Here is a 13,162-nt window from a genome sequence, read left to right on the forward strand (position 1 = left end):
TCGGGCCCTTTTATTTTCAACATACTAATACCCTGATGTCATGGTTAACACCGCTTTAACCGTCCTCTGGTTAGGTGGAAGAGACGCATTCTGCGTGAATTGCGCGAGCGATTCGCGCCGCAGCACATGGACGGTAGGACATATGGCAAGAAGCACGTCGCCGGCGATCGATAGCCGGCCGGACCGTTTCTCCCTTTCAGGGTTCCTGTTCAGGCAGGCGCAGGCTCTACTAGGCTTTGCGATCTTCCTGATGCTGGCGCTTGCCGTTGCGGCGCTGGCCACATGGAACGTCGCCGATCCAAGCTATTCCTACGCAACCGGCAATGCTCCGAGCAATATCCTCGGCTATAGCGGTGCTGCCTTTGCCGATCTGGCGATGCAGTTCTTCGGACTTGCGAGCGTCATTGCGCTTCTGCCAGTCGTTGCCTGGGCTTTGGCGATGATCTCCGGCCGTCATATCAGCCGCATCCCGGCGCGCGGCAGTGCGTGGGCGCTCGGCTCGGTGCTTTCCTCTGCCGTCATCGGCTGCTTTCCGCCACCACTGACCTGGCCGATCCCGAACGGTATCGGCGGCGTCATCGGCGACATGATTCTGCGCTTCCCGGCACTGTTCGTCGGCGCCTATCCGACCGGAACATTCGCAACCGCCGTCGGCTGCGTCTTCGCGGTGCCGACCGTCTGGATGATGCTGTTTGCGGCCGGTATCGTCGGTCGCACCGAAGAAGATGACGATATTGCCGAGGACTTTACCGAAACGCGCTCCAAGGCGCGTTCGGTTGGTGAAGCCGATGAGGATGATGGCGACGATGAAGGTGGCTGGCTCGCCTTCGGCGCGCTGACGCATGCCTGGTACATGAGCCAGGCGCGCATGCGCCGCATCTTCGGCATGGGTCCGCGCAAGCGCCGCCAGAGCGACTTCGAATCGCCCTACGATTTCAACGATGACGAATTCGGCAAGCTCAACGAGCCGGTGCGCGCCAAGGCGCCTGCCGGCCGCGGCGAGCGCATGGACCCGTCGATGGATGTGGGTGCGGCCTCGCAGCGCCGTATCGTCTCCGCGCCGTCGATCTCGCTCGATGACGATGACGACGATGATGCGTTTGACACCGACATGCCGCCTCGCCCCGCCGATATCCTTCCCGATGACGACGAGGATGGCTGGATGATGCGCGCCCCGGCGCGTTCCGGCGGCAAGCAGGAGCCGCGGGTGACGCCTGCAGCATCCCGCCCGAAGCCAGGTGCGCGTCTTGACCGCGAATCGCAGGGCAGCTTCATCCGTCCGGAAGGCTTCCAGCTGCCGCCGATGCATCTTCTGGCCGAGCCGAAGAATGTCGTCCGCGACAGCACGCTGTCCGCCGATGCCCTTGAACAGAATGCGCGGATGCTCGAAGGCGTTCTCGAAGATTTCGGCGTCAAGGGCGAGATCATCCATGTCCGTCCTGGCCCCGTCGTCACGCTCTACGAACTGGAGCCTGCTCCGGGTATCAAGTCGTCCCGTGTCATCGGCCTTGCCGACGATATTGCCCGCTCGATGAGCGCGATCGCTGCCCGCGTCGCCGTCGTGCCGGGCCGCAACGCCATCGGTATCGAACTGCCGAATTCGACCCGCGAGACCGTCTACCTGCGCGAGCTGATCGCCTCGCGTGATTTCGAGGGATCCAAGGCGAAGCTCGCCATGGCGCTCGGCAAGACGATCGGCGGCGAAGCCGTGATCGCCGACCTCGCCAAGATGCCGCATCTGCTGGTCGCTGGTACCACCGGTTCCGGTAAATCCGTCGCCATCAACACGATGATCCTGTCGCTGCTCTACCGGATGACGCCGGAACAGTGCCGTCTGATCATGATCGATCCGAAGATGCTGGAACTCTCCGTCTATGACGGCATCCCGCATCTGCTGTCGCCTGTCGTTACCGATCCGAAGAAGGCCGTCGTTGCGCTCAAGTGGACTGTCCGCGAGATGGAGGAGCGCTACAAGAAGATGTCGAAGATCGGCGTCCGCAATATCGACGGCTTCAATGCCCGCGTCGAGCAGGCGCTTGCCAAGGGCGAGCAGATTTCGCGTACCGTGCAGACCGGTTTCGATCGTCATACCGGCGAGGCGATGTACGAGACGGAAGAATTCGACCTGCAGCCGATGCCTTATATCGTCGTCATCATCGACGAAATGGCCGACCTGATGATGGTCGCCGGAAAGGATATCGAAGGCGCGGTGCAGCGACTGGCGCAGATGGCCCGTGCCGCTGGGATCCATGTTATCATGGCGACGCAGCGTCCGTCCGTCGACGTCATCACCGGCACGATCAAGGCCAACTTCCCGACCCGTATCTCCTTCCAGGTGACGTCGAAGATCGACAGCCGGACCATTCTTGGCGAGCAGGGTGCAGAACAGCTGCTCGGCATGGGCGACATGCTCTACATGGCCGGCGGCGGCCGCATCCAGCGCGTCCACGGCCCGTTCGTGGCCGATATGGAAGTCGAGGAGATCGTTTCATTCCTGAAGACGCAGGGCGCGCCTCAGTATCTCGATGCGATCACAGCCGATGACGACGAAGATGGTGACTACGGTGGCGGCCCGGCCGGAACCTCCAATCTTGCCGATTCCGACGATCCCTACGACCAGGCGGTGGCCATCGTGCTGCGCGATGGCAAGGCATCGACGTCCTATGTCCAGCGCCGCCTCGGCATCGGTTATAACCGCGCTGCATCGCTGATCGAGCGTATGGAGCAGGAAGGGATCATCGGTCCCGCCAACCATGCGGGTAAACGCGAGATCCTCGTTCCGACCGAAGGTGATATACTCGATCGCTGACACTTGAAAAAATCTTTCGAGGCAACGGCTTCACGGAAACCTGATCGCCTCGAAAACGTTACCTCTCGCAGCTATGCGTCTGCGCCATGAAGACGCCGCCTTTCGGCAGCAAGCAGGTCGCATAAAGGAGACCTAGATGAACAACTCCGATTCATTCATGAACGGCTTTTCGCTGACGCGCCGCCATATGCTGGGCGCGATGGCGCTCGGCGCCTTGTCGGCCGCATTACCGTTCAATGCTTTTGCTCAGGCGGCAGCCGCGGGCTCTTCGACGGCACAGGCGATCGCCGACCATTTTTCGAGCGTCGGTACCATGCAGGGCGAGTTTGTGCAGTTTGGCCCGCGTGGCGAGCAGACGGGCGGCAAGTTCTTCATCGAACGGCCCGGCAAGCTGCGTTTCAACTACGACGACCCGTCGCCGATCCGGGTGATCGCTGACGGCAAGAATGTCGCGATCGGCAATCTGAAGCTCAAGACCTGGAACCTCTATCCGCTGTCGAAGACGCCGCTCAGCCTGCTGCTGGCACAGAAGATCAATCTCAGCGATGGTTCGGTGAAGAGCGTCAAGGAAGAGTCGGACCTGACGACGATCGCGCTTGGCAACAATACCGTTTTCGGCAATTCGACGATCACCATGATGTTCGATCCGAAGACCTATGACCTGCGCCAGTGGACGATCACCGACAACCAGGGCAAGGACACCTCCGTGATGGTGTTCAACGTCAAGACCGGCGTGCAGTTCGACGACAAGGTGTTCCGGGTGCCTTACGAAAGCATTCCTGGGACGGCCGCCTCGCGCGATTGACCCCGCCGATCTCATCCCATTGAAGCGACGCCCGGCTTTGTCCGGGCGTTTTCTTTTGCCGCCCGTTTCCTCCGGCACTGCTTTGCTCTAAAGCCTTTTCACCCCTCGATGAAAGGCATTAGCATGAGCTTCTCGATCACGACCTGGAACATCAATTCCGTCCGTCTCCGGATGCCGATCGTCGAGAAATTCCTGTTGAAGCATCAGCCCGATATCCTCTGCCTGCAGGAGACCAAGGTTCCGAACGAGCTGTTTCCTTTGGCACCGCTGAAGGCGATGGGCTACGAGCACATCCTGTTTCACGGCCAGAAGGGCTATCATGGCGTGGCGATTGCATCGCGGCTGCCGATCGTCGAGGATCACCGTTTCGACTACGGCGATGTCGGCCATGCGCGGCACATCTCGGGTATCTTCGAGCGCGGCGGGCGCCGCATCCGGCTGCATAATTTCTATGTGCCGGCAGGCGGCGACGAGCCTGACATCGCGATCAATCCGAAATTCGCCCACAAGCTCAATTTTGTCGATGAGATGAAGCTGCTGAAGGCCAATGCCGAGCCCAACACGTCCTCAATTCTGGTTGGCGATCTCAACATCGCGCCGCTGGAGCACGACGTGTGGTCGCACAAGCAGCTGCTGAAGATCGTCAGCCATACGCCTGTTGAGACCGAGGGGCTGCTTGAGGTCATCAAGCGCGGCGCCTGGCTCGATCTGATGCGCCAGCATGTGCCCGCCAATGAGAAGCTCTATACGTGGTGGAGCTACCGGGCCAAGGATTGGGAAGCGGCCGACAAGGGCCGCCGCCTCGACCACATCTGGTCTTCATCCGATCTCGGGCCGCTGCTGCAGCGTGTCGAGATACTCAAGGAAGCGCGCGGATGGGAAAAGCCATCCGACCACGTTCCCGTGACGGCCTACTTCAATCTCTGATCAGGAAAAGCGGTGGAGCTGCGCCGTGGCGCGCGCAGCGAGCTCCGCGATATTGTCGCGGATGCGGTTTTCGATGAGCTTGGCGGCTTCCGGATATTCCTCGATGAGGCGATGGAAGAGCGAGCGGGTGATGCGGATGATGCCGGTATCCTCGCGGGCGACCGCGGTATATTTGCGCTCCACCAGCGTCACCAGCGCAAGTTCGGAAAGCAGTGTTCCGGGTCCCGCGACACGTTGCACCCGATGATGCCCATCCTTGTCCATCACGGTGAGCTCCAAAGCGCCGCTGGTGACCACATAGGCGCTCTCCGCTGGAGAGCCCTCGCGGAACAGCATCTGGCCGGTGGAGATGACGCGGCGATCAGCGCCGAAGGCGACCAGGCGCAGCTGGTCGTCCGACATGCCGTTGAAGAGCGGCAGCTGCGAGAGCGTGTGGATGTCGTCTGTCAGCGCCATCTGCGCATCTGCCTCACGGTATGATCTTGTATCCGCCGTTCTCGGTGACGAGGATTTCGGCATTGGACGGGTCGCGCTCGATCTTCTGGCGCAGGCGATAGACGTGGGTTTCCAGCGTATGCGTGGTGACGCCGGAATTGTAGCCCCAGACCTCTTCGAGCAGCACGTCGCGGGTCACGACCTTCTGTTCGGCGCGGTAGAGATAGCGGATGATCGCCGCTTCCTTTTCCGTCAGCCGGATCTTCTGGCCGTTTTCGGCGGTCAGCAGTTTCTGGCTCGGCTTGAAGAGATAGGGACCGACCGTGAAGGTAGCGTCTTCGCTCTGCTCGTGCTGGCGCAGCTGCACGCGGATGCGGGCGAGGAGGACGGCGAAGCGGAAGGGCTTTGTCACGTAATCGTTGGCGCCGGCCTCAAGACCGAGAATGGTGTCGGAATCGGTGTCGTGCCCGGTCAGCATGATGATCGGCGCCTTGAAGCCGCCCTTGCGCAGCAGCTTGACGGCTTCGCGGCCGTCCATGTCAGGCAGGCCGACGTCCATGATCAGAAGGTCGATGGGTGCTCCACGGGCAGCCTGCACGCCTTTGCCGGCGGTCGATTCCTGGAGAACCGTGAATTCCTCATAGAGCGCGAGCTGCTCCGTCAGGGTTTCGCGTAGGTCGTCATCGTCATCCACCAGTAGAATGGTGCGTGCGGTCATGCGGCTTTGTTCCTCAGGTTCCGTCTTACAAGTCCTACGCCAAATTCGATGATTGGCAAAGAGCGCAAGACACGCGGTTGCAGCGCCCGGATCGATATGATTTCATCGAACATCCAAGCAAAACAAAAACATGTGACAATAATGGAAAAAACAAGGCAGAGAGCGGCAAAGCGTATCTCCACCATCCTTGTCAGGCCTCAACCGGGAAAAAAGAGCCGGGCGCTGGTGCAGTGCGGGCCTATCGTCGTGCCTGCAGCGATCGGCCGGACGGGCCGCAGCGTCTTGAAGCGCGAGGGGGATGGGGCAACGCCGGTGGCCTCGATGAAGCTGCTGTACGGCTTCCGGCGCGGCGAGCGTCCACAGCGGATCACGACACCGCTTGCGCTTTCGCGCATCCGTGCCGGCATGCTCTGGTGCGATCAGGCTGAAAACGCCAACTATAACCGTCTGGTCAAGGCGCCCTTCAAGCAGAGCCATGAGGAACTGAAGCGCAAGGACGGCCTTTACGACGTCTGCCTCGTCATGGATTGGAACGTGTCTTCGCGGGCGCGCTATCGCGGCTCGGCGATCTTCTTCCACCTGATCCGCCCCGGCTACCAGCCGACGGACGGGTGCGTCGCCGTCAAGCCGCAGGACATGCGCCGCATGCTGCCCCACATGCGCAAGGGGACGGTCATCAGGGTTCTCTGAATCTCAAGGGGTGATAATTCTTCGCCGCCGTCCTATATGGCTTCTCGACGTCGCGCTGCCTCGGGTGCGCCGGCTTTCAAATTGACGGAGACATATTGTGGCCAATCAACCCATCATTACTTTCCATGACGGACATTCCATTCCGCAGGTAGGCCTGGGCGTCTGGCAGACGCCGCAGGATATCGCCGCGCCAACAGTGCTGAAGGCGCTGCAGGCCGGTTACCGCCATATCGACACGGCGTCCGGCTATGACAACGAACAGGGCGTTGGCGAAGGCTTCCGCTCCTCCGGTCTCGACCGCAAGGACGTTTTCATCACCACCAAGCTGCGCAACCCTGATCAGGGTTATGACAATACGCTTCGCGCCTTCGACGGCAGCCTGAAGAAGCTCGGCATGGACTATGTCGATCTCTATCTCGTCCACTGGCCGTCGCCGCATCGCGGCCTCTACCGCGAGACGTGGAAGGCCTTCGTGAAGATCAAGGAAGAGGGCCGGGCGCGCTCGATCGGCGTATCGAACTTCTACCCGGATCATCTGGAGCACATCATCGGCGATACCGGCGTCGTGCCCGTGATCAACCAGATCGAACTGCATCCTGATTTCCAGCAGAAGGCGGCGCAGGAGGCGCACAAGAAGCTTAACATCGTGACGGAATCCTGGAGCCCGCTCGGGCAGGGCAAATTCATCGCCAATGCCGTCATCGGTGAGATCGCCAAGAAGCATGGCAAGACGCCGGCGCAGGTGATCATCCGTTGGCATATCGATGCCGGACTGGTGGTGATCCCGAAATCGGTAACGCCGTCACGCATTGAAGAGAATTTCAACGTCTTCGATTTCAAGCTGGATGCCGACGATATGGCTGCGATCGCCAAGCTTGATGACAAGGGCGCCCGGATGGGGCCCGATCCTTATACGGCGACGTTCTGATATTATTCAGAAACAAAAAGGGCGGCTTAAGGCCGCCCTTTTCACGTCCTGAACCTAAAGGCTCAGTTCCATTCGCGGATATCGACGAAGTGACCTGCGATCGCCGCGGCTGCTGCCATGGCAGGCGACACGAGATGGGTGCGGCCCTTGAAGCCCTGACGGCCCTCGAAGTTGCGGTTCGAGGTCGAGGCGCAGCGCTCGCCCGGCTTCAGGCGGTCGTCGTTCATCGCGAGGCACATCGAGCAGCCCGGCTCGCGCCAGTCGAAGCCGGCCGCCTTGAAGATCTTGTCGAGGCCTTCCTTCTCCGCCTGTTCTTTCACCAGACCGGAGCCCGGGACGATCATGGCGCTGACGGTGGAGGCAACGGTCTTGCCTTCGACGACCTTGGCAACTTCGCGCAGGTCTTCGATGCGGCCGTTGGTGCAGGAGCCGATGAAGACGCGGTCGATGTTGATGTCGGTGATCGGCGTACCGGGCTTCAGGCCCATATAGTCGAGCGCGCGCCACTTGGAGGTACGCTTGGTTTCGTCCTTGATATCGTCCGGGTTCGGAACGATGCCCTGAACCGAGATGACGTCTTCAGGCGAGGAGCCCCAGGAGACGATCGGCGGCAGTTCGGCGGCGTTGAGCTTGACGATGCGGTCGAAATGGGCGCCTTCGTCGGTCTTCAGCGTCTTCCAATAGGCGATCGCCTGTTCGCGCTCGGCGCCCTTCGGTGCACGCGGCTTGTCCTTCAGGTATTCGAAGGTGATTTCGTCAGGCGCGATCAGGCCGGCGCGGGCGCCGCCTTCGATCGACATGTTGCAGATCGTCATGCGGCCTTCCATCGACAGCGCGCGGATGGCTTCGCCGGCATACTCGATGACATAGCCGGTACCGCCGGCGGTGCCGATTTCGCCGATGATGGCAAGAACGATGTCCTTGGCGGTGACGCCCGGCGGTAGCTGGCCGTCGACCTGCACCAGCATGTTCTTGGCCTTCTTCTGGATCAGCGTCTGGGTGGCGAGAACGTGCTCGACTTCAGAGGTGCCGATGCCGTGGGCGAGCGAGCCGAAGGCGCCGTGGGTCGAGGTGTGGCTGTCGCCGCAGACGATCGTCATGCCCGGCAGGGTGAAGCCCTGTTCCGGACCGATGATGTGGACGATGCCCTGGCGCTTGTCGTTCTCCGAGTAATACTCGACGTTGAACTCGGCGGCATTGATCGCCAGCTGCTCGACCTGGATGCGGCTTTCCTCGTTCTTGATGCCGAGGTGGCGATCGGGAGAGGTCGGAACGTTGTGATCGACCACCGCCAGCGTCTTCTCCGGCGCACGAACCTTGCGGTTCGTCATGCGCAGGCCTTCGAAAGCCTGCGGGGACGTGACTTCGTGGACCAGATGGCGGTCGATGTAGAGAAGACAGGTGCCATCGGCCTGTTCGTCAACCAGGTGATCGTCCCAGATTTTGTCGTAAAGGGTACGCGGTGCGCTCATAGCGGTATGTCCGTTTTTGGATGCAATGGAAAAAAGGGAAATGGCGGCAAGGCCCGCCGGCCGTCATTCGATCAACGAAGTCGGCTGTTGAGAGCGCCCGAAACGCACGCAAAGAACCGCGCCGGCAGGCGATAATGGTCCTGCAGCACGAAAATATGCGCGCCTGTGCACTTGAACTTGCTTTCCATGAGGCTGGATATAGCGATTTTTCTCATAAACGGCAATTCGAATCGTTAGGACTATCGCCCGTGCCTGCGGCGCATCCGCTGCTCCACTTGCCTGAGGCCCAGCGACAGGCCGATCGTCAGGATCAGGTAGATATAGGTGACGATCGAGTAGGTCTCGAAGAAGCGGAAGGAGCCGGACGCGTAGACCTTGCCCATCTGCGTGATGTCGGAGACGCCGAGCACGGAGACCAGCGAACTATCCTTCACCATCGAGACGAAGTCGTTGGAGAGCGGTGGGAAGATGACGCGGATCGCCTGCGGAAAGATGACGAGCCGGAAGCGGTGATAGCGCGACAGGCCGAGGGCCTTGGCGGTTTCGATCTGGCCGTGATCGACGGACTGGATACCGGCGCGGAAGACTTCGGCGATGAAGGAGGAGTAGCCGATCATCAGCGCGATGATCGCCCGCCACATCAGCGACAGGTCGCGAACGAGAATGGGTTCGGCGATGCCCGATTTTACCAGCGGTGTGATCAGGAAATTATAGGCAGCGACAATGCCGGGCGCGCCGACGAAGGCGACGTAGAACAGCAGCACCAGCATCGGGATGCCGCGGATGATCTCGATATAGAAACGCGAGATCTGTCGCAGCACCTTGCTGTCGGACAGCCCGAGGAGCGCGATGCCGAGGCCGAGGATCGTCGCCAGCACGAAGGCGACGATGGTGACGAAAACAGTGATCCAGACGCCATTGAAGACGGTCTGGAAGACCTGCGCATAGATGCCGTTGGTGACGATGACGATGGCGAGGATGATGCCGATAACGGCAAGGGCGACCAGCCACCAGGGATAGTCGCCCTTCTCGGATCGCGGGGATGGGTGTGGCGCCATCTGCGATGATCCGGAATTACTGGCCCATCTTGTAGTCGAGGAACCACTTCTTGTTCAGCGCATCGAGTGTGCCGTCGGCCTTGAGGCTGGCAATGGCGGCGTTGACCGGGGCAACGAGATCCGAGCCCTTTGGGAAGATGAAGCCGAAGTCCTCGGTACCGAGCGGGCCGCCGATGACCTTGAGCGTACCGTTCGAGGCATCCACATAGCCCTTGGCGGCGACACCGTCGGTCAGCACCGTATCGACGTCTCCGGTCTTCAGGGCCTGAACGGTGGCGCCGAAGGTTTCGAAGAGCTTGATGCGCGGGTTCTGCTCGTTGCCGTCGAGGATCTCATAGACGGCGGTGTAGAAGGGCGAGGTGCCCGGCTGGGCGCCGACCAGGCCATCCTTGAAGGCGCCGAAGGTCTTGCCGTCGGTGAAGCGGCTTTCATCGGCGCGAACAAGCATGAACTGCTGCGAGCGCATGTAGGGGTCGGAGAAATCGACCTTCGCCTTGCGGTCGTCCTTGATGGTGATGCCGGTCATGCCGATGTTGTACTGGTTGTCGGAGACCGCCTGGATCATCGCGTCCCAGCTGGTGTTCTGGTACTCGACCTTGAAATTCAGCCGCTTGGCGATCTCGTTCATCGCATCATATTCCCAGCCGATCTGCTTGCCGGATTTCGGATCGACGAACTGCAGCGGCGGATAGGCGTTTTCGGTCACGACCACGACCGACTTGCCGCCGAGATCGGGCAGGCTTTCCGCAGTAGCGGTGAGCGACGAAAGAGAAAGGGCTGCGAGGCCCGCGAGAATGGTGCGGCGGAAAAGCATGCTGAAAATCCCCGGTAAAATGTGGCTGGCGGAAACTGTCATAGAAGAGAACGCGATGGCAAGAGCGGCCAGTGCGCGGCTGCGGCTCTAAAACAGAAAAGGCGGCCCGAGGACCGCCTTTTCATGCAAGAATTTTGCGCTGGGCAGAACTTATTCTGCTGCAGGCTCAGCAGCGGCTGCTGCTTCTGCGGCTGCCTTTGCTTCAGCGGCTTCGGCTGCTGCCTTTTCGGCGGCGAGAGCCTGTGCTGCAGCAACCTTTTCAGCTTCCAGACGTGCCTTTTCCTCGGCAACGGCGGCGCGCTCGGCGTCGTTGAGCTTGCGGGCGCGAACGCCGGTGTCTTCAACGATACGGGCAGACTTACCGCGACGGTCGCGCAGGTAGTAGAGCTTGGCGCGACGGACCTTACCGCGGCGAACGATTTCGACGCTTTCGATCATCGGCGAGTAAACCGGGAATACGCGCTCGACGCCTTCGCCGTAGGAGATCTTGCGGACCGTGAAGTTTTCCTGCAGGCCGCCGCCGGAGCGGGCGATGCAAACGCCTTCGTAGGCCTGGACGCGGGTACGCGTGCCTTCCGTGACCTTCACGTTGACGCGGACGGTGTCTCCCGGGGAGAATTCAGGCAGGGTGCGCTTGGCTTCGATCTTGGCGACCTGTTCGGCCTCAAGCTGCTGAATGATGTTCATGACTCAACCTCTTTGTTGGTTCAACAGCCAGAGCGCTCTACGATCTATCTTTGGCGAAGCCTCGGATATATGCCCATTAAGGCAGGAGCGAATTCGTCTGCTTTTCTTTACGTGGTTGATGGGATTTTTTCCCATTCCGGGCGTGCGCATACCCTATCGCGCAGGCTTTGTCACCCCTCCCGCCCTGAAAAACAGCAGGGAGCGTCCGTCTCGTGTGCCGGTTGCCGGATGCTGCACGCAATCAAGGCAGCGAGTTTCCTGATTAAATATTTGTCGAATGCCTAATTTAGGAGCAGATTCTGATTCGGGCCAAATCATGGCCCGTGGGAATTTGGAGGGGAATGAATGTCGATAAGCAATCCATCGCCTTCGTTGTATAACGAGGACCTGGCGCCTGCAGAAGAGAGGAAATGGGGCGCCTTCAGTATCTTCAACGTCTGGACCTCAGACGTCCATAGTCTTTGGGGTTATTACCTCGCCGCAAGTCTTTTCCTGCTGTGCGGCAGCTTCATCAATTTCGTGATTGCGATCGGCATCGGCTCGCTGGTCATCTTCTGCCTGATGAGCCTTGTCGGCAATGCCGGCGTCAAGACGGGCGTACCTTTCCCAGTTCTCGCTCGTGCTTCTTTCGGCACGTTCGGCGCCAACCTCCCGGCGCTGGTGCGCGCCGTCGTTGCCTGCTTCTGGTATGGTGCGCAGACGGCGGCGGCTTCGGGTGCGATCGTCGCGCTCCTTATCCGCAATGACAGCATTCTCGCCTTCCACCAGAACAGTCATATGCTCGGGCATTCGACGCTGGAGCTGATCTGCTACGTGATCATCTGGGCGCTGCAGCTGCTGATCATCCAGCGCGGCATGGAAACCGTCCGCAAGTTTCAGGATTGGGCCGGGCCTGCGGTCTGGATCATGATGTTGGTGCTTGCCGTCTATCTCGTGGTCAAGGCCGGCACTTTCTCCTTCGGCAGCGAGATCCCGCGCGATGTTCTGCTTGAGAAGACCAAGGATGCCGGCGTTCCCGGTGAACCCGGATCGTTCCCGGCGCTGGCCGCCGTTGCCGCGACATGGATCACCTATTTCGCAGCGCTCTATCTGAACTTCTGCGACTTCTCGCGCTACGCCAAGGACACCAAGACCCTGCGCAAAGGCAACCTCTGGGGCCTGCCGATCAATCTTCTCGCCTTCTGCCTGGTGGCGGGCGTGACGACGACGGCGGCTTTCACCGTCTATGGTGAAGTGTTGCTGCATCCGGAAGCGATTTCGGCGAAGTTCGACAGCTGGTTCCTGGCGCTGCTGGCGGCGTTGACCTTTGCGGTCGCGACGCTCGGCATCAACGTCGTCGCCAACTTCGTGTCGCCGGCCTTCGACTTCTCGAACGTCTTCCCGCGGCAGATCAGCTTCAAGCGGGGCGGCTATATCGCGGCCCTGATCGCGCTCGTACTCTATCCATTCGCGCCCTGGGAGACGGGTGCGGCGCATTTCGTCAACTTCATCGGCTCGACGATGGGGCCGATCTTCGGGGTGATGATGGTGGATTACTATCTGATCCGGAAGGGCGAACTGAATGTCGCGGCCCTTTACCGCGAAGACGGCGAATTCCGCTTCCAGAACGGCTGGCATGCGAATGCCTTCATCGCCTTCATCGTCGGCGTGGTCTTTTCGTCGATCCTGCCGACCTTCACATCGATCCTGCCGGATTGGTGGGGTACCTATGGCTGGTTCTTTGGCGTCGGCATCGGCGGTCTGGTTTATTACGTGCTGAGGATGAGCACGCGCGGCTCTGCCGTCGGCGCCGCCACCTGACAAAAGAGGCGCCTGGTCT

The 13,162-nt window shown here is 60.5% G+C and carries 12 protein-coding genes; 6 read left to right on the top strand and 6 right to left on the bottom strand.

Features of this window, described 5'->3' with window-relative positions:
- The first annotated feature begins 142 nt into the window (after positions 1-142).
- From AB4Z25_RS21375 to AB4Z25_RS21385, 3 genes are all read left to right on the top strand, one after another.
- Entirely contained in the window at positions 143-2,809 is a 2,667-nt protein-coding gene (locus tag AB4Z25_RS21375; protein WP_112540460.1) for a DNA translocase FtsK, read from the top strand.
- Positions 2,810-2,945: 136 nt separating this feature from the next.
- Positions 2,946-3,614 carry an outer membrane lipoprotein carrier protein LolA gene (locus tag AB4Z25_RS21380; RefSeq protein ID WP_112540461.1) on the top strand — a complete coding sequence of 223 codons (669 nt, stop codon included), beginning with the start codon at positions 2,946-2,948 and terminating at the stop codon, positions 3,612-3,614.
- Positions 3,615-3,737: 123 nt separating this feature from the next.
- The gene (locus AB4Z25_RS21385; protein ID WP_112444591.1) at positions 3,738-4,541 is read left to right on the top strand and encodes an exodeoxyribonuclease III; all 804 of its coding nucleotides are present in this window, start codon (positions 3,738-3,740) and stop codon (positions 4,539-4,541) included.
- Here AB4Z25_RS21385 and AB4Z25_RS21390 read toward each other — a convergent pair whose 3' ends face one another.
- Together AB4Z25_RS21390 and AB4Z25_RS21395 are read right to left on the bottom strand one after the other, a co-directional pair.
- A complete protein-coding gene (locus AB4Z25_RS21390) occupies positions 4,542-4,997 on the bottom strand; it encodes a cyclic nucleotide-binding domain-containing protein (RefSeq protein WP_112517796.1) in 456 nt (151 codons plus the stop codon).
- Between the two features lie 13 nt (positions 4,998-5,010).
- Complete coding sequence (locus AB4Z25_RS21395; RefSeq protein ID WP_112385851.1) at positions 5,011-5,694, bottom strand: response regulator transcription factor; 684 nt, start codon at positions 5,692-5,694, stop codon at positions 5,011-5,013.
- A 141-nt stretch (positions 5,695-5,835) separates the two neighbouring features.
- Here AB4Z25_RS21395 and AB4Z25_RS21400 point away from each other — a divergent pair, with 141 nt between their 5' ends.
- Together AB4Z25_RS21400 and AB4Z25_RS21405 are read left to right on the top strand one after the other, a co-directional pair.
- Positions 5,836-6,384 (top strand): L,D-transpeptidase family protein, encoded by a 549-nt coding sequence (locus AB4Z25_RS21400; protein ID WP_112386060.1) that lies wholly within the window; start codon positions 5,836-5,838, stop codon positions 6,382-6,384.
- A gap of 97 nt (positions 6,385-6,481) precedes the next feature.
- Positions 6,482-7,312 (top strand): aldo/keto reductase, encoded by an 831-nt coding sequence (locus tag AB4Z25_RS21405; RefSeq protein ID WP_112540462.1) that lies wholly within the window; start codon positions 6,482-6,484, stop codon positions 7,310-7,312.
- A gap of 62 nt (positions 7,313-7,374) precedes the next feature.
- Here AB4Z25_RS21405 and leuC read toward each other — a convergent pair whose 3' ends face one another.
- The 4 genes from leuC to rplS all read right to left on the bottom strand — a co-directional run bounded on the left by leuC (position 7,375) and on the right by rplS (position 11,343).
- The gene (gene leuC / locus AB4Z25_RS21410; protein WP_112385849.1) at positions 7,375-8,784 is read right to left on the bottom strand and encodes a 3-isopropylmalate dehydratase large subunit; all 1,410 of its coding nucleotides are present in this window, start codon (positions 8,782-8,784) and stop codon (positions 7,375-7,377) included.
- Positions 8,785-9,023: 239 nt separating this feature from the next.
- On the bottom strand, positions 9,024-9,842 hold the full coding sequence (locus AB4Z25_RS21415; RefSeq protein WP_112540463.1) for an amino acid ABC transporter permease: 819 nt from the start codon (positions 9,840-9,842) through the stop codon (positions 9,024-9,026).
- Between the two features lie 16 nt (positions 9,843-9,858).
- Entirely contained in the window at positions 9,859-10,656 is a 798-nt protein-coding gene (locus AB4Z25_RS21420; RefSeq protein ID WP_112540464.1) for a transporter substrate-binding domain-containing protein, read from the bottom strand.
- A 150-nt stretch (positions 10,657-10,806) separates the two neighbouring features.
- Positions 10,807-11,343, bottom strand: coding sequence for a 50S ribosomal protein L19 (gene rplS, locus AB4Z25_RS21425; RefSeq protein WP_112385845.1), 537 nt, complete (start codon positions 11,341-11,343; stop codon positions 10,807-10,809).
- Between the two features lie 345 nt (positions 11,344-11,688).
- Here rplS and AB4Z25_RS21430 point away from each other — a divergent pair, with 345 nt between their 5' ends.
- Positions 11,689-13,143 (top strand): NCS1 family nucleobase:cation symporter-1, encoded by a 1,455-nt coding sequence (locus tag AB4Z25_RS21430; protein ID WP_112385844.1) that lies wholly within the window; start codon positions 11,689-11,691, stop codon positions 13,141-13,143.
- Positions 13,144-13,162: the final 19 nt, after the last annotated feature.

Origin of the sequence: Rhizobium sp. RAF36 (assembly GCF_052114105.1) — a bacterium.
GTDB lineage: Bacteria > Pseudomonadota > Alphaproteobacteria > Rhizobiales > Rhizobiaceae > Rhizobium.

What these genes read in the sequence shown, in the direction of transcription:
- AB4Z25_RS21415 (WP_112540463.1), bottom strand. Translation starts at nt 9,842, where the DNA reads ATGGCGCCACACCCATCCCCGCGATCCGAGAAGGGCGACTATCCCTGG.
- AB4Z25_RS21375 (WP_112540460.1), top strand. Translation starts at nt 143, where the DNA reads ATGGCAAGAAGCACGTCGCCGGCGATCGATAGCCGGCCGGACCGTTTC.
- AB4Z25_RS21395 (WP_112385851.1), bottom strand. Translation starts at nt 5,694, where the DNA reads ATGACCGCACGCACCATTCTACTGGTGGATGACGATGACGACCTACGC.
- AB4Z25_RS21430 (WP_112385844.1), top strand. Translation starts at nt 11,689, where the DNA reads ATGTCGATAAGCAATCCATCGCCTTCGTTGTATAACGAGGACCTGGCG.
- rplS (WP_112385845.1), bottom strand. Translation starts at nt 11,343, where the DNA reads ATGAACATCATTCAGCAGCTTGAGGCCGAACAGGTCGCCAAGATCGAA.
- AB4Z25_RS21420 (WP_112540464.1), bottom strand. Translation starts at nt 10,656, where the DNA reads ATGCTTTTCCGCCGCACCATTCTCGCGGGCCTCGCAGCCCTTTCTCTT.
- AB4Z25_RS21400 (WP_112386060.1), top strand. Translation starts at nt 5,836, where the DNA reads ATGGAAAAAACAAGGCAGAGAGCGGCAAAGCGTATCTCCACCATCCTT.
- AB4Z25_RS21385 (WP_112444591.1), top strand. Translation starts at nt 3,738, where the DNA reads ATGAGCTTCTCGATCACGACCTGGAACATCAATTCCGTCCGTCTCCGG.
- leuC (WP_112385849.1), bottom strand. Translation starts at nt 8,784, where the DNA reads ATGAGCGCACCGCGTACCCTTTACGACAAAATCTGGGACGATCACCTG.
- AB4Z25_RS21390 (WP_112517796.1), bottom strand. Translation starts at nt 4,997, where the DNA reads ATGGCGCTGACAGACGACATCCACACGCTCTCGCAGCTGCCGCTCTTC.
- AB4Z25_RS21380 (WP_112540461.1), top strand. Translation starts at nt 2,946, where the DNA reads ATGAACAACTCCGATTCATTCATGAACGGCTTTTCGCTGACGCGCCGC.